This window comes from Sphingopyxis sp. YF1 (assembly GCF_022701295.1).
Classification (GTDB): Bacteria; Pseudomonadota; Alphaproteobacteria; order Sphingomonadales; family Sphingomonadaceae; genus Sphingopyxis.
Window position 1 is genome coordinate 989,370 of record NZ_CP033204.1, and the last position, 15,839, is coordinate 1,005,208.

Annotated in this window: 10 protein-coding genes; 5 read left to right on the top strand and 5 right to left on the bottom strand. The window is 64.5% G+C overall.

From position 1 onward, the window contains the following. Positions 1–3 precede the first annotated feature (3 nt). From EAO27_RS04805 to EAO27_RS04815, 3 genes are all read right to left on the bottom strand, one after another. A complete protein-coding gene (locus EAO27_RS04805) occupies positions 4–4,758 on the bottom strand; it encodes a DUF3320 domain-containing protein (RefSeq protein ID WP_242777637.1) in 4,755 nt (1,584 codons plus the stop codon). A 365-nt stretch (positions 4,759–5,123) separates the two neighbouring features. Further along, entirely contained in the window at positions 5,124–6,557 is a 1,434-nt protein-coding gene (locus EAO27_RS04810) for a ThiF family adenylyltransferase (RefSeq protein WP_242777639.1), read from the bottom strand. Then, positions 6,554–6,868 (bottom strand): hypothetical protein, encoded by a 315-nt coding sequence (locus tag EAO27_RS04815; RefSeq protein ID WP_242777641.1) that lies wholly within the window; start codon positions 6,866–6,868, stop codon positions 6,554–6,556. Before EAO27_RS04815 ends, EAO27_RS04810 begins: the two co-directional genes overlap by 4 nt. Between EAO27_RS04815 and EAO27_RS04820 the strand changes: the two genes are divergently transcribed. From EAO27_RS04820 to EAO27_RS04840, 5 genes are all read left to right on the top strand, one after another. Then, a complete protein-coding gene (locus EAO27_RS04820) occupies positions 6,869–9,844 on the top strand; it encodes an EAL domain-containing protein (RefSeq protein WP_242777643.1) in 2,976 nt (991 codons plus the stop codon). A 134-nt stretch (positions 9,845–9,978) separates the two neighbouring features. Further along, positions 9,979–10,335 (top strand): transposase, encoded by a 357-nt coding sequence (locus EAO27_RS04825; RefSeq protein ID WP_242777645.1) that lies wholly within the window; start codon positions 9,979–9,981, stop codon positions 10,333–10,335. Beyond that, positions 10,332–10,679 (top strand): IS66 family insertion sequence element accessory protein TnpB, encoded by a 348-nt coding sequence (gene tnpB, locus EAO27_RS04830; RefSeq protein WP_242777647.1) that lies wholly within the window; start codon positions 10,332–10,334, stop codon positions 10,677–10,679. The genes EAO27_RS04825 and tnpB overlap by 4 nt, the downstream gene beginning before the upstream one ends. 53 nt (positions 10,680–10,732) lie before the next feature. Beyond that, positions 10,733–12,118, top strand: a complete 1,386-nt coding sequence (locus EAO27_RS04835; protein WP_242777649.1) for an IS66 family transposase — start codon at positions 10,733–10,735, stop codon at positions 12,116–12,118. 219 nt (positions 12,119–12,337) lie between these two features. Continuing rightward, positions 12,338–13,795: an alpha/beta fold hydrolase gene (locus EAO27_RS04840; protein WP_242777651.1), complete on the top strand. Its 1,458-nt coding sequence runs from the start codon at positions 12,338–12,340 to the stop codon at positions 13,793–13,795. A 143-nt stretch (positions 13,796–13,938) separates the two neighbouring features. On the opposite strand, the gene EAO27_RS04845 is transcribed toward EAO27_RS04840, so the two are convergent. Next, positions 13,939–14,637, bottom strand: a complete 699-nt coding sequence (locus tag EAO27_RS04845; RefSeq protein ID WP_079637429.1) for an ABC transporter ATP-binding protein — start codon at positions 14,635–14,637, stop codon at positions 13,939–13,941. Beyond that, positions 14,634–15,839, bottom strand: coding sequence for an ABC transporter permease (locus tag EAO27_RS04850; protein ID WP_079637430.1), 1,206 nt, complete (start codon positions 15,837–15,839; stop codon positions 14,634–14,636). The genes EAO27_RS04845 and EAO27_RS04850 overlap by 4 nt, the downstream gene beginning before the upstream one ends.

Genomic DNA, 15,839 nt, shown 5'->3' on the forward strand with positions numbered 1-15,839 from the left:
GCTTCATTTGACGAGCACCAGCAAGTCCCCGCGATCTTCCAGATCGCCTGACTCGAGCGTGCGGTCGATCGCAGCTTCGATGACCGCCCGAAGCTGCGCGCTCGTAGAGAGGAAGCCGAAGCTTCGCGATACCGCGAGTACGAGATCGTGGCGACCAGCGCCATAGTTGGCGTTGACGATATCGAGGACCGCCTGCCGGATTTCGGCGGGCGGCAGCATTTCGGGTTTGCGCAGCGTCGGTGAGGTCACGCCCGAGCGATCGCGCACGACGAGCGGCTTGCCCGGCCAGACGTAAAAGGGTCCGCCCACGATCATCCCTTTGCGAATCGCGACGCCGAGCGCCCGGTCGACATGGCCGCGGATACGGCTTCCGGCGCGCGCGAGGCCCCAGAGCATCCGGATGCGCGCGGCGACTTCGTCGCCATGGATCGGCGACTCGATCTCGACGATCTTCGCGACATAATCGGCCATCAGCGCGAGCGAGGTCTCATGCGGCTCGGAGGCGCGCATGACGGGGAAGTCGGCCTCGACATAGGCCGAAGGTCGCACCTCGTGCCGCGGCCTGTCACCGACGATCGCGGTCACGATATCGGTGTCGCCGACCGTCTCGGTCTCGAAGCTGACGGGCACGGCTGGTGGTGCGCGATAGCCTTCCTCGTCGCGCGCCGCCCATTCCGCCTTCGCGCCGGCGACCGCCGCCTCGATCTTCGCGAGTTCGGCTTGCGGCCGCAGATACCAATCGGCACTCCAGACGCGGTGGATGATCCAGTTATGCGCCTCGAGCACCTGCTGGCGCAGCCGGTCGCGGTCGCGCGCCGAACGTGAGGAATGATATTGGGCGCCGTCGCATTCGATCCCGAGAAGGAAGCGTCCGGGTTTTTCGGGATCCGATATCGCGAGATCGACCCGGAAGCCCGACGCCCCGATCTGGCGCTTCACGTCATAGCCGAGGGCCTGCAACCGCTCGCAGACCTGGATTTCGAACTCGCTGTCGAAATCCTCGCCCGACACTTCGCCCATCCCGAAATGACCGGTCTCGGCGAAGGTCAGGAAGAGCTTGAGCGCCGCGACGCCGCGCGCTTTCGTCCGCTCGAGATCGATATCGGCGCCGGTGAAGTTGCAGAAAATCTCGCAGCGCAGCTTGGCGCGCGAGATGAGCACATTGAGACGGCGCTCGCCGCCCTCGCCGCTCAGCGGACCGAAGGCATGAGCGAGATAGCCCTGCTCGGTTTTGCCGTAACCGACCGAAATGAAGATGATGTCACGCTCGTCGCCCTGGATATTCTCCAGATTCTTGACGAAGAAGGGCTCGGCGCCGCCGCCCAGGAAAAACTCCTCGACGTCCGGATTCTCGCGGCGCAGCAGTTCGAGCTCTTTCAGGATCGCCTGACGCTGCGCGACCGAGAAGGTCGCGACCCCGAGCGACTGCCCGCGATGTTCGCGCGCGTGGCGGATCACCGCCTCGGCGACGTGCCGCGCCTCGCGGATGTTGGTCCGCGTGCCACCGCGGTCGTAGTGCGCATCTTTGAGGAGATTGAACTTCAGCCCCATGCCCGCGACCGCGTCGTAGGGGCTCGGCACGATGAAGAGCTTGTTCTCGTAGAATTCGCGGTTCGACACCGCGATCAGCGACTGGTGCTTCGAGCGATAATGCCAGCTCAGCATGCGCGAGGGCACGCCCTTGGCGAGGCAGAGCTCGAGGATACTCTCGGCGTCCTTGGCCTCGATCGGGATCCCCTCGTCGATCTCCTCGCCATCGTCCTCGCCGGTGAGCTTCTTGAAGAAGGCGGTCGGCGGCAGCTGCTTTTCATCGCCGACGACGACGAGCTGGCCGGCGCGCGCGATGGCACCGAGCGCATCGACGGGCTCGATTTGGCTCGCCTCGTCCATGACCAGAATATCGAACTCTATCGCGCCGGGCTTGAGGAACTGCGCGACCGAGAGCGGGCTCATCATGAAGACGGGCTTGAGCTGCTGGATCGCCGGACCCGCCTTGTCGAGCAGGATGCGGATGGGCGCGTGGCGGCGCTTCTTCGCGATCTCGGCGTTGAGGATACCGAGCGGGCCGATGCCCGCGGCGCCCGACGGGCGGCCGGCGGCATGCGTCGCGACGATTTGTTCCTGCGCGAGCGCGATCCGCGCCCGGTCCAGCTGGCGGAAGTCGCCAACCATGGCATTATGATGATCGCCGTCGAACCCGCGAAGCTCGGGCCAGGCCTCGAACAGGGCCACCCGCAGCACTTCGGCATAGGCGTGCGCATAGGCGCCGGGCAGCTCGCCAGGCGCAACCGCTCCATCGAGGAGCGCCGCGACGAGGCTCGCGCCGCCCGCATCGGCAAGCGCGCGGGCCCGCGCATGGAAGGCGGTCCAGCGGCTCAGCCCCTCAAGATTGACGGACCAGCCTTCGAGCCGCGCGGCGAGGCGATCAAGCCCGGTTCCCGACAATGCCTCCGCCCCGAACGAGCGCTTCAGATCCAGATGGAGATGCCCGAACAGATCGCGCAGCGATGCATCGAGATTGGGAAGCTGGACCGCGAGGTCGGTACGCGCATCTTCGATCGAGTCGATGTCGGCGCCCGCGGCGAGGCGTGACCAGATACTGCCCGGCTGTCCCTCGTGGCGAACGCGCCAGGCGTGGACCGCCTCGAGCCGGTCCCAGTCGGACCGCTCGCCTTTCCACGCGCTGCCGAACATCGCGCCCGTAGCGCTCGCCTTCTCGAACGCGGTTCGCGCCGCCTGCGCCTCGACCGCTTCGTCGATGAGCGCGATCCGCTCGTCCTGCGAGCCGGGCAGTTCGGTCTTCAGATAGGAGCGGAGCAGCGCGAGCTGCGCCCGGTAATTGCTGTCCAGGATGCGGAAGAGACTGGCGCCCTTGGTCACGACCGCGAGGCGGATCGCCGACCAGTCCGCGCCAAGACCCGCGGCATTGACCTTGGCTTCGGCGTCGCCCCAGAGCGCGGCGAGCCGCCGGCCCGCCGCGATCAACTCGGCGGCGCGCTCCGCATCGGACGACCAGAGCGGATCGCTCATCGCCGCAAGATCGGTGCCCGCGGGGATCGGGGTCACGGACAGCTCGCCGAGTGCGACGGTGAGATCCGAGAAGAGCGAAGCCTCGTCGGTGCCAAGTTCGCGCGCCGCGACGCCCGCGACCGATCGCACGCGCGCGAGCGCCTCCGCGGCGATCCGGATCCGCGCGCCGAGCGCTTCGCGTTCGACGGGATCGAGCGGCCCGCAGTGAACGCCGATCCAGGGATCCGCGGCCGGCTCGCCCAGCGCCTTCGCGCGCTCGGCGACTTCCGCCGCAAGCGCCTGAACCTCGGCGGCGCGCTGCCGCGACCAGCTTTCGGCCTTATCCAGCGGATAGGCTGCCATGCCCACACGGTCCCCCACGGACGCGAGACGTCCTAGGATCGCGTGAGGCGAGAGCTCGGAGGGTGCGAGCGGCGTGTGGAGACGGGCGGCGAAGCGATTGAGATCGTCGCCCGTCGCCCCGAGCTTGTCGACAACGGTGAGGTCGCCGCGCGCGCCGCGATGCTGGGCATCGCGGGTGCGCTTGAGCTCTTCGAGGAGCGAGCGCTTGTTCGCCTTGTTGGAGTGAAGCTCGAGCGTCAGCGGCCCGAGCCCGACCTGCTGGAGCCGGCGGTGGACGACTTCGAGCGCCGCCATCTTCTCGGCGACGAACAGCACTTTCTTGCCGCGCGCGACGGCGGCGGCGATGATGTTGGTGATGGTCTGCGACTTGCCGGTTCCGGGCGGCCCCTTGACGACGAGCGACCGCCCGCCGGCGGCCTCGGCGATGACCACGGTCTGCGAACTGTCGGCATCGACGACATGATGAAGTTCGATCGGACGAATGGCGTCGTCGATCCGGACGTCGTCGGCGACGATCGGCTCGGTCGCGGGAAAGCCGTCGCGCAGCAGTGCGGCGATGGTCGCCTTCGCGTCGATTGCGCCGTCCGCCGGCCAATTGTCGGGATCGAGATCGCGGTACATCAGGAATTTGGAGAAGGAAAAGAAGCCGAGGACCATGGCGTCGGGCAGCACTTCCCAGCGCGCCTGGCTCGACACTGTAGCAGCGACCCGCGCGCAGTAGGCGGCGAGATCGACTTCGTCCTCGTCCTTGAAATCCTCGATGGCGAGCCCGAACTCGACCCTCATCTTCGCCTGCAGCGTGAGGTTCGGCGACGGGGGTTCGTCGCGCCCCTTGAGCTTGAACCGGTCGGCCGCGCTGCTGCGATCGAGGCGGACGGGCAGCAGCACGAGCGGGGCGTGGCGCGCGATGTCCGAGGTGTCGCTGTCGTACCAGCGCAGCAACCCGATCGCGAGGTAGAGTATATTGACTCCCTGCTCCTGTTCGAGAGTCTGGGCGTCGTACCAGATGTCGAAGAGCCGCTTCTGCAGCCCTTCGGAGGTGAGGCGCGTCTGGAGGCGGAGATCGCTGTGCCGCCCCGCGACGCCGCGCGCATCGACGACATCCTCGTCGGGCTGCGGGATGCCGCCGGTGACATCGTCGTCGGGATCGAGTTCGGCGCGCTCTTCCTCACTGAGCTTGACGCCGGGGAGAAAGCTCAGGGCCTTGCCGTCATCGAGGAGCCTGAACACCTCGGTCGATTTCTCGTCGACGATTTCAATCGCGCGATTGTTTCGCGTTCGAAGCGGAGTGTTAAGCAGACGATTGCGCGTCGACAGATCGAGAAGCGCGTGACGCTCCTTGAGCAGGCGGTCGCGGATCGACGCGAGCGGTTCCATATCGGCCATTGATTCTCTTCCCCCTATACAAGGGCTACACCGTCAGCGACGGTCACGCCAAGCGCCGAAAGTCAAACTTTGTCTCGGTTAGACAAGTAAATCAGACATTTTCTTAGATTCTGCCTGAGCTATCAGCCACATCGGATCATTTTTTCGTTCTAGAGTTTGCGCAACGGCCTCGCCAGCGTGGTGACAGCGGAAACGATACCGAGATGAGCGACGAAGGGCTGGGGCAGAAAGGAGAGTTATGACTACGCCTCCGAACCGTACCCGGCTCGACTACTGTTGCTGCCCGCCGTCGCCGCTTCTGCATGGCATCGAGCTCAGCGAAATTCCCCGCAACAAGGAAATCACGGTCCAAGCGGGAATGACTTTCATTCGATCAACGGCAGTCGCGCTTTGTCGCCACGAGCAAGTCGTCCGCCGGAGCCACAGTCAGGACATCCCTTGCCACGCCGAGGATCAACGAAACGTAGGGTCCGCTTAAGCGGTCGGCCCTGGATCGTTCCACCGAATGCATCGTCGTTCACCAGCCCGGTGATGTAGAACAGGAAGTCATTTGCCGCTTGTGAGGCGCTCAGAGCATTTAGGGTAATGACGCTCGGGGCGGGCGATTCATCCTCATCGACGTAGCGCTGGCCCGCGCGCATTTCCTGCGTAATGCTCTCATCGCGAAGGCGCGCCTGGCTGACGGCCTGGTTGCACAGCATGCAACCCTTGGCGGGGGTGACCGGCCTCGTCGTCGTGTGGACATCGATCACGGCACCGGTCTCGGGATCGACCTGGATGCGCGTCCCCATCTGAACGCCCGGGATCAGATACTGATGAACCAGCGCATTAAACAACCGGCGCGCCCTGTGCCCATCGGCAGCGAGGAAGATGTAGTCACAGTCCTTGATCGCCTCGGCGACTTCAGGCTTCTCCATGACCGAGAAGTGACGCTCGACACGCGCCTTGCGGTTGGCGCGGCGGATCACGCGCCGCGAAAGGTCGACCTTCTTGGTGGCGAGGCGCCTGCCGAGCTTGCGAAGCCATTCCGGACGACGTTTGTCGACCAGCCAGGCCATCGCATCCCATGATGTCGCATCGACGAGGCGCGGCACGTTTGTGGGATCGACGCGGTCGGGGTCGACGAGGACGAAATGTCCGACACCGAGCCGTGCGAGCAGCTCGGCCAGCAGCGAACCAACGCCGCCCAGACCGATGATCGCCACACGGCTGCCTGCCAGTATCGCCTGCCCTTTGACGCCGAACAACCGGACCTGCCGGTCGAAACGGCCGTCATCCCCCACAGCCATGTGCTCCGGTCGGGGTCGCAAGATCTTTCGCTTTGCGCCGACCACAACAAGGCGATCGAGGGTCAACCGCTCTCCGCCGGGAAACCAGATATCGCCTGCGACTGCATTGGGCGCGAAGACAAGCGAACCGACGGGCATGCCTTCGACGAGATCCAGCAGCGCCGGAAAGCCGCGTTCGTGGGATTCGATGTCCACGCTCGAAAAGGCGACGCTGTCGTTGCCGCCGTGGTTGTGCACGGCGAGATAGACGAGCTTCTCGTCGCGGCAGAGGCGCGCCTGCTTCGCGATGAAGGGCGCAAGCAACATTCGGTACCCGCGGTTTCCAGGCACCCAGTCCTTGCCTTCTTCGGCGAGAACGAGCGACCGCGCGGTGAGCACCGGCCCGGACCGGGTCTGCAGCAGCCCGGCCTGGATGACCGCACCATGCTCGTCCCCGTCACCGGGAAAAAGGTGGGCGGCGAGTTCTTCATACATCGATCGCGGCATCCGCAGTTCGCAGCGTGTTTTCATCGTTCGGTCATCCACTTCATGACGGAGAGGAGTTTCAGCAGCGGAGATTCCTGGATCCAGACCGACTGGTTCCGCTGTCGGCGGGAGATCATCACGGCTGGCCGCTGGGGAAGGCCGGGCGTGTCGGCTGCCGGAAAGTGATTGCCACCGTGGATCGGCGGCGAGAGAGCCCGGCCATCGGCAAAGCTCAGGTCCGGGCGGACCCAGAAGGGATAGGTGTCGTCTTCCGGACATGCGTTGGACAGGAAGAAGCCGACCCACGTGGTTTCCTGTGCGAACGGCTCGCCAAGGGGGATATCCTCGATCAGCACATGCGCGCCGCCGCAGGGAGACGGATAAATGTGGAGCGGGAGCTGCGCGAATTGCTCGCGCAGCTCCGCGATGGCAGCCGTGACTCGCCGTGCGAAACATCAAAGGCTTTCGCCCGAAACCGCGCGCAATTCTGCTTTTCGCGCAACGAGTGGCTAAACGCTTCGTTAAGCCGGGAAGCACTATCGTCTCTGACCACTATTTGCGGGATTGCAGTAAAAATGGTCCTCGGCGCCAGCGGTAATTTGTCCGTTCAAACGGACGCTGTCCTACGCGAGCAATATGCGAGCTTGGCGCGGCAAGTTCCGCTCATGTACGCGCTCATGTTCCTCAACGTCTTGTTTCTCGCGCTCGTAACCGCCGACGTCGAATCCTGGGCCATCAGCTTCGTGGCGCCGCTGGCCTTGACAGCGATCATCGGGGTGCGCGGAGCAGCGTGGTATGTTCGAAGAGGCACCGTCGCCACCGATGATCATATTCGCCGATATCTGCGCGGCACGGTCCTTCGAGCCGGTGCCTTCAGTCTCATGTTCGGAGGCTGGGGCCTGTATCTTTTCCTGGTGGCCGACCCGTTTCACACGACCGCTATCGCGCTGTTCATATTCGTTGGTTCGATCAGCTGTTGCTATTGCCTGCAGGCCCTCCCCGCCGCGGCCCGGCTTGTTCTCCTGTTCGGAGCTTTGCCGGTCACCATCGGCCTCCTCGTCTCGCGTGACTGGTATTTCACGGGGATGGGCCTGACGTTCCTGCTCGGAGCCGGGGTCATCCTGCGAACAATCGCGACCACGCGGTCGGCGGTGTATGAATCGCTTCGGTCGCGGTCGGAAATGTCTGCGCTGATCGAAGCTCTTCGGCGAAGCGAGGAACATTATCGGTTTTCGGTCGAACTCAACCCCCAGATACCATGGATCGGTGATCCCGAAGGACAGATCGTCGAAGTGGGGCCGCGCTGGACCGAGCTCACCGGCGTGCCTGCTGAGGGGGCGCTCGGGGGGGGCTGGACCAATTATCTCCATCCCGACGACCTGCCCTGCGTTCTCGCGCACTGGAGCGAGGCGCTGACATCGGTCGACAATGCTGTTGCCGACGTGCGGTACAGAGTTCGTAACACGGACGGCAGTTACCGATGGTGCCGCGCGCGAGCCAATCCCCGTCGCGACTCCGACGGGCGGATCGTCAGCTGGTATGGAACGCTGGAAGATATTCACGACCAGGTGACTGCGGAACTGGCCCTGCGGGAGAGCGAGGAGCGCTACCGCTTGGCTTCCCACGCCACGAACGATGTGATCTGGGACTGGTCGCACCGCACCGATCGCATCGAATGGGGCAACGGCGCGGTAGACGTGCTGGGTTATCCGGAAGCGTCGAAAGGCACGCCGGCCAGCTGGTGGAAGGAGCGGGTACATCCAGATGACTTGCCCGGTGTGGACGCGACGTATGACGCGGTGCTGCGCAACCTCCAGGATAGCTGGAGTCATGAATATCGGTTCCGCGCTGCGCATGGCAATTTCATCAACCTCTTTTCGCGGGGCTACGTCGTGCGCGATGACGAAGGGCATGCAGTACGGTCGATCGGCGCGCTTCTTGACGTCACCGCCGCGCGCCGGTCCGAGGAGGAGCTGCGATGGGCTGCGAACCATGATCCCCTCACGGGACTGCCCAACCGCAAGCTCTTTAGCGAAGTACTGGAACAGGCGCTCGCCGCGGCCGCCGCAGACACCTCGTGCGTTTGCGTCATCGTTATAGATGTCGATGGGTTCAAGCTCCTCAACGACAGCATGGGGCATGCGGCGGGCGATGAGCTTCTTAAAACCATAGCGCGACGCCTGCAGGGAAACCTTCCTGCCGAAGCGACGGTGGCTCGGCTCGGCGGCGATGAATTCGCGGTGATTGTGCCGGGGCTGGCTCCTGACTCCGCGCGCGCCTCGGCTGTTGAAGCAATCCTCAAGGGAGTCGCGGATACACTGACCATCGACGAGAGTGTCTTGCCCGTCAGCATTAGCGCGGGCGCCGCAGTGTGGCCGGCCGACAGCGACGACGCCGAAGGGATTCTGAAGAGCGCAGACCTTGCGCTTTACGCGGCGAAGGCAGAAGGTGCGGGGGTCGTACGCGAATTTCGCTCCGAGATGCGCGAGGCCGCTGAGAGCCGTAAGGCCATGTTGCGCGAGGCGCGCGAGGCTCTTCGCGACGACCGGATCATCCCTTTCTATCAAGCAAAAGTCGACCTTCGCAGCGGCGACGTCATCGGTTTCGAAGCGCTGCTACGCTGGCACCATCATCGGCGTGGCCTTCTGCCTCCCAATAGCATCCAGGCTGCATTCGACGACAGTCTGCTCGCGAGCGAACTGACCGACCGGATGATCGACCGCGTACTTGCTGACGTAGCGGACTTTAGCGATAAGGGCGTCGCCTTCGGCCGTATCGCAATCAACGGTTCGCTCGCGGATTTCCGGCGCGACGACTTCGCGGACCGTATTCTCGGCAAGTTTCACCGCGCCGGCATTCCGCCAACGCTGCTCGAACTGGAAGTTACCGAAAGCGTCTTCGTCGATCATCTTGCCCTCAATGTAGAGCGTGCGTTGCAAGCCTTGGTAGCCGAGGGCGTGTCGATCGCTCTCGACGACTTTGGTACCGGTTATGCATCCTTGACGCACCTACAGCAGTTTCCGGTCGACGTTCTGAAGATCGACAGATCGTTCATTTCACGGCTCGACAGCGCAGACAGCGCGGATTTCGCAATCGTTCACGGCGTGATAGACATCGCGCATCGTATGAACATCGTCACGGTCGCGGAGGGCGTGGAAAACGATAACCAGCTAGTTCAGCTGCGCAATCTCGGCTGCGATATCGCGCAAGGCTATCTGTTCAGCCGCGCGATCAGCTTCGAGCGAGTGCCGGCTTGGCTGCGGAAGTGGGGACAGAACCGTCCTGTGTGGTCAGAGGCGGCGGCTGATCGAGCGACCGCCGAACCGCCGTAACCGTGGTGTGAAGGCCGCCTTGCGGGAAGTCGCTCTGGGGTGCTGTTAGCCGCTCTTTGCGAGGAGCGGTGATGAACGAGGATGTTGGAGCGTCGGGAGCGAGTGCTCTTACGACCGGTTATATGAGTGATCGTATGAGCAGTCGGATCGCGGTCGTCGGTGGCCGCCGTCGCTGGTCGGTGGATCAGAAGCTGTCGATCTTGCGCGAGGCGTTCGGCCCCGACGGTTCGGTCTCGGCGACGTGCCAGCGGCACGCGGTCGGCAGCGGGATGCTCTATACGTGGCGCCGTCAGGCCCTGTCGGGCGACCTGACGGGAGCGAAGCGCACGCAGCCGCCCTCGTTCGCCGAGGTCGAGGTGTCGGTGCCGACCGCGGCGACGGCAGGCAGCGGCCAGATCGGGATTGAGCTGCCGTCGGGCGTGCGGCTCACGGTCGACGCGACGGTGGATGCCGATGCGCTGGCACGGGTGATGTCCGTCCTTGCCCGATGATCCCGTTACCGCCGACGACACGCATCTATCTGGCCTGCGGCGCCACCGATATGCGCAAGGGGTTCGACGGCCTCGCGGTGCTGGTGCAGCAGGTGCTGGAGCAGAGTCCGCACTCAGGCGCGCTGTTCGCGTTCCGCGGCAAGCGGGGCGATCTGGTCAAGCTGCTCTGGTACGACGGCCAGGGCCTGTGTCTATTCTCGAAGCGCATGGATCGGGGCCGGTTCATCTGGCCCATCACCAAAGCGGGCAAGGTCAGCCTCACCGCAGCGCAGCTTTCGATGCTACTCGAAGGCATCGACTGGCGGCGTCCCGAACGCACTGCGGCGCCCGTGCTTGCGGGGTAAAAATCGGCGGATTATTGAGGGTTTTACTGGCATCGAGATGCCCGTTTTGCTAAGTGTTCCGGGTGTCGGAACCAGCCTCTTCCAGCATCGACAAGGACGCCCGGATCGCCGAGCTCGAAGCCGCTCTCGCGGCCCGCGATACGCTGATCGATACCCTCCGCCACCAGCTCGCTCAGCTTCGCCGCATGACCTTCGGCCAGTCGTCGGAGAAGCTCGCGCTGCAGATCGAACAGCTCGAGCTTGCCCTGGAAGAGCTCGAAGGCGAAGCCGAAGTCGCCGACAGCCGGACGACCGAACGGGCATCCGCAGAGCGACCCTCACCGGTGCGCGCCTTGCCCGATCATCTACCGCGCGCTGAACGGCGGATCGAGCCCGAGGCCGGCAGTTGCACCTGTCCCGATTGCGGCGGCGCGCTGCGCCCGCTCGGGCAGGACAGCGACGAGCAGCTCGACGTCGCACCGGTCCAGTGGCGCGTTATCCGCACCGTGCGGCCCAAGTATAGCTGCCGCGCCTGCGACAGGATCGTCCAGGCACCGGCGCCGGTGAAGGCCATAGCACGCGGCAAGGCGAGCTTCGCGACGCTCGCCCATGTCGTCGTGAACAAGTTCGATCACCATCTGCCCCTCTATCGCCAGGCAGAGATGATGGCGGCGCAGGGCATCGACATCGATCGTTCGACCCTCGCCGGATGGGCGGGCCAGGCCGCGCATCTGCTCGATCCCATCGTGAGCCGCATCCGCGAGGAAGGACTGAAGGCCGCCAAGCTCCACACCGACGACACGCCGGTGCCGATGCTCGTGCCCGGCAAGGGCCGTACCGCGCAGGCGCGGCTCTGGGCCTATGTCGTCGATGATCGTGCATCGGGCGCCGCCACCCCGGCGCTCGCCTGGTATCGGTTCACTCCCGATCGCAGCGGCATCCATCCGCAGAGCGAGCTGGGGCCGTTCACCGGCCTCCTCCAGGCCGACGGCTATGCCGGATATGAGAAGCTGTACGAGGGAGGTCGCATCCAGGAGGTCGCCTGCTGGGCGCACTTTCGTCGCAAGATCTTCGAGTGCCACCAGACGAGTCCGACGCCACTCACCACCGACCTGCTCGATCGTATCGCCGGCCTCTACCGGATCGAAGAGGACGTCCGCGGCCAGCCACCCGATGTCCGGCGCCGGCACCGACAAGAGCAGGCAAGGTCCCAGATCGACGCGCTTCGCGGCGCGATCGACGACGCCCTGCGCCGCCTGTCGCCCAAGTCGGCGATGGCCAAGGCGCTCGCCTATGGCCGTAAGCGCTGGGATGCGCTGACCCGCTACACGGGCGAGGGCAGACCACGCTTACGAACCGCCTACACGCTTGGCATGATCGAAAGAGGCGGCCGCCAAGGCGTCGCAGCAGCATTGAAAACACGGTGGGGTACCTCGGAGTTCATTTGGAAGATGCGCTGACGTTGGCGGAAGGCATCGAAGTCTGACGTGTCGATTTGAACACCCTGAGGCGGAGCGCTCTGACGTGTAGCTGAACGTCCGCTCTGCTTGTTTGGACGCCAAAAGCGGCCAGTCAGCAAACGGCCATGAGGAGTTGGACGAGTCCTCCATTTAGCACAGTCTTTCGGCCTGGGTTGCTGCAAGCGCAGAATTGCCGCATGATCGCGGTGGGAGGGGCCTATGATACTCGCAGCGCTTGCAGCCACTGTCGCGACCTTCCAATCGGCGCCCTGCCGCCTCGAGAACGTGCCGGCGGGGTATGAGAAGAAGCACGGGATCGAATGCGGATGGATCTCTGTTCCGCGTGATCACGGTAAAACTGACGGTAAGTCGATCCGTCTCTGGGTCGCCCGCGTACGAGGTACGGGAACGGCGCGACTTGCCGACCCGGTTCTCTATATAAACGGCGGCCCGGGTATTGCCACCGTCGACAGTATGCTGCCTCATCTTGAAGAGAGCCAGTCGGCGGCGCTCCTGCGCGAGGGCCGCGATTTGATTCTGTTCGATCAGCGCGGTTCAGGCCGGTCGGAAGAACGGCTTTGCCCCGACCTTGCTGGTCGCCTCAATGAAATCGCGTCGCAGGGACTGGCGCCAGCCGGCCAAAGTGAGCGCGAGCTGGCCGCATTCGCCGACTGTAAGGCGAGCCTGGAAACCGAGGGGATCAATCTCGGCGCGTACAGCACGCGCACGACGGTCAGGGACATGGACGTGATTCGGCGCGCCATGGGGGTGGAGCAATGGAATCTTGCTGCCATCTCCTATGGTACGCTGGTGGCGCTGGATGCCATGCGCGTTTCGCCGGGCTCGATACGATCGGTCATACTGAATTCGCCTTATCCGCCCAATAGTGCATCGTGGGCCGAGCAGATAACTGCGGTGGGTGCCGGATTCGCGGCGATTGATCGCGAGTGCGCGGCGCAACCTTCGTGTCGCGCGCGGTTCGGCGCGCTGGGTATGAAGCTTGAGGAAACATTGGCGCGGCTGGAAAACACTCCCCTTCAAGACGGTGACAAGCGTATCACCGGGCGCCAGTTCATGAAGGCCCTCTGGCCTTTGGCGGTCCGCTCTGCGACGGTGAAATATGTTCCATTGGCCATAGACCGTGCGCATTCGGGGGATACCGAGCTCGTCAAAAAGATCGTTGCTGCATTCGGAGGCGGAGGCAGCTTCGGAGACTATTCCCCTGCGCAAGCGCACGCGATCATGTGCCCGGAAAGCGGACGAACGGCAGAGTGGTTCGCCCGTGCGCGCGAGCGCTATCCCGTGATCGCTGGGCAAGACCCTGATGACCGATGGGATCGCTTGTGTGCGACTTTCCGTCCCGGGTTCGTTGAGGCATCGTTTCTGGCGCCCGTAGAGAGCGACATCCCGACCCTGATATATTTCGGATCTTTCGATCCGGCCACCCCTGAGATCGACGCTTATCAGACCGCGCGCCTTCTCTCTCGCGCGACCCTAATCGGCGTAAGCGGGGCATCGCATGGGCCGATGGTGGTGGATGCCTGTACCTCGGATATCGCAAGGTCATTCCTCGCTACGCCGCGCGCCAACATTGATCGGACCTGTATCGCTCGACGGTCCGCCATTGCATTCGCAACTGACGGTCTGGATGAGTTGTTGTCGCCGAATAAAGAGTAGCGTCACCTCTGCGGAGCTACCGCAGATGATGCCGCGGCGATCTCGACTCCCTGAGGTCTGCTTAAGAACGCGTCTCGGATGTCAGCGATCTTAGGCTCTCGACTGAAAGCTTCCGACCGTTAATGGCCAGTCGTGGCTCTCCGTCATCGCTCGGTACGATCAGCACTCACCTTTCCGTCCAGAATTTCGATGCGCCGGTCGCACTGCGCTGCGATACGCTCGTCATGCGTTGAAATCAGAAAGCTGGTGCCGGTTTCCGAATTGATGCGTCGTAGCAATTCCATCACGAGGTCGGAGGATTCGCGGTCGAGATTTCCCGTGGGTTCATCGGCGAGCACAAGCGCCGGTTCGTTGATCAGCGCACGCGCCACCGCGACGCGCTGGCGCTGGCCACCCGAGAGTGCGGCAGGCCGGTAATCGCGGCGATGAGCGAGGCCGACCGCGTCGAGCAGTTCGGCCGCCCTTTGGCGCATCGCCCGGGTCTCGCGGCCAGCGGCGGCGGCCGCAGGCATCATGACATTTTCGAGCGCTGACAGGTCCGGGAGCAGGTGATGGAACTGGAACACGAAGCCGAGGCGCGTGCTCCTGAATACGGTGCGCTCGGCGTCGGAGGCCACGGACAGGTCGACGCCGAGCATCGCATGCTTGCCGCCCGTCGCGCGCATCAAGGTGCCAAGGATGTTGAGCAAGGTGCTTTTGCCCGACCCCGACGGACCGAGCAGAGCCACCATTTCACCCGGCGATATCGCGAGATCGACGCCCTTGAGAACCTGCACCTCATTCTCGCCGCTGCCGAAGCTCTTGGTAAGTGCTTCGACGATCAGGATCGAGGCCGCGGTCATGCGCCGATCGCTTCCACCGGGTCGATCCGCGCGGCGCGGCGGGCAGGAAGCAGCGACGCCAGCATTGCGGCGAGCGAGGTCAGCAGGATTGCCAGCAGGAAATCTCCCTGGTTGCGGTCGATGGGGAGGGCGCCGCTCTCGATTTCGCTGACCGGGGGAAAGGGGAGCAGCGCGAGCCACGCGATCGAGGCGCCGACCACACCGCCAACGAGCCCGAGCAGCGTGCCCTCGATGACATAGATGGAGACAACGAGGCGCTTGGTGGCACCCATTGCGCGCATGATCCCGATCTCCGCCTGGCGCCGCGCGATCGACAGCAGCATCGCGCTGGCGATGCCGACGATGATCGTGACGAGCGCAAAGCTCTTGATGATCAGCCCCGTTCGCGCCTGGGCGTCGAGACCTTCGAAGAGCTGGCTGTTTTCGCTCGTCCACGGGATCGCATCGAGCCCCGTCGAGCGGCGGAGGCGCGCGGCGATCGCATCGGCGTCGGTCGCAGGGTTTACCTTGACCTCGATCCGCGTGACGCCGGTCGGGAGGTCGAACAGGGCGCGGGCCGCGGTAAAGTTCATATAGACCGCCTGCCGGTCAGCGCTGCCGATGCCGAGCGTGAAAATCCCCTGGACCCGGAGCGAGCGCGAGCGGCCACGGTCCGACGCGATCCGAATGACCTGTCCGGCGCGCAGGTCGAGATGGCGGGCAAGGCGGCTGCCGATCAGGATGCCGTCGGGCGGCAGATCGGCGGTGCCGCTGACGACGGCGCCGGCGATGTCTGCTATGGCCGACAGCTTGTCGGGCGTCACGCCGACCACGCCGACCGGCGCGACCGCTTGGCCGCGCTCGATGAAGGCGCCGCCGGTGATTTGCGGGGACACGGCGGTGACCTTCCCCGTTCCTTCGATGACCGCGATCAGCGGTTCCCACACCGGAATCTGGTCGCGGCGTCCAAGGTCCTTCTGGCGCACGCGCTGGACGGCGTCGCCCGCCGCGATGGGAAGCGGGCCGCGCTCGGGCGCTTCGAGCACGATGTGCGGGATGCTGCCGACCGTCCGGGCGGTCAGCAGCTCTGCGAGGCCCCCGATCAGCGCGCTCATGAAGACGAACACGCTCACGCCCAGCGCAACGCCGGTCACGAGCAGCGCGGTCTGGCCACGATGCGACAGGAGATGCCTGACCGCCAGTTTGAATGCATAGGGCGACAC

Excerpts from the sequence above, each read along its gene's own strand:
- tnpB (WP_242777647.1), top strand. The coding sequence starts at position 10,332 with ATGATCCCGTTACCGCCGACGACACGCATCTATCTGGCCTGCGGCGCC.
- EAO27_RS04820 (WP_242777643.1), top strand. The coding sequence starts at position 6,869 with ATGCGCGCCGCCGCAGGGAGACGGATAAATGTGGAGCGGGAGCTGCGC.
- EAO27_RS04840 (WP_242777651.1), top strand. The coding sequence starts at position 12,338 with ATGATACTCGCAGCGCTTGCAGCCACTGTCGCGACCTTCCAATCGGCG.
- EAO27_RS04845 (WP_079637429.1), bottom strand. The coding sequence starts at position 14,637 with ATGACCGCGGCCTCGATCCTGATCGTCGAAGCACTTACCAAGAGCTTC.
- EAO27_RS04805 (WP_242777637.1), bottom strand. The coding sequence starts at position 4,758 with ATGGCCGATATGGAACCGCTCGCGTCGATCCGCGACCGCCTGCTCAAG.
- EAO27_RS04825 (WP_242777645.1), top strand. The coding sequence starts at position 9,979 with ATGAGCAGTCGGATCGCGGTCGTCGGTGGCCGCCGTCGCTGGTCGGTG.
- EAO27_RS04810 (WP_242777639.1), bottom strand. The coding sequence starts at position 6,557 with ATGAAAACACGCTGCGAACTGCGGATGCCGCGATCGATGTATGAAGAA.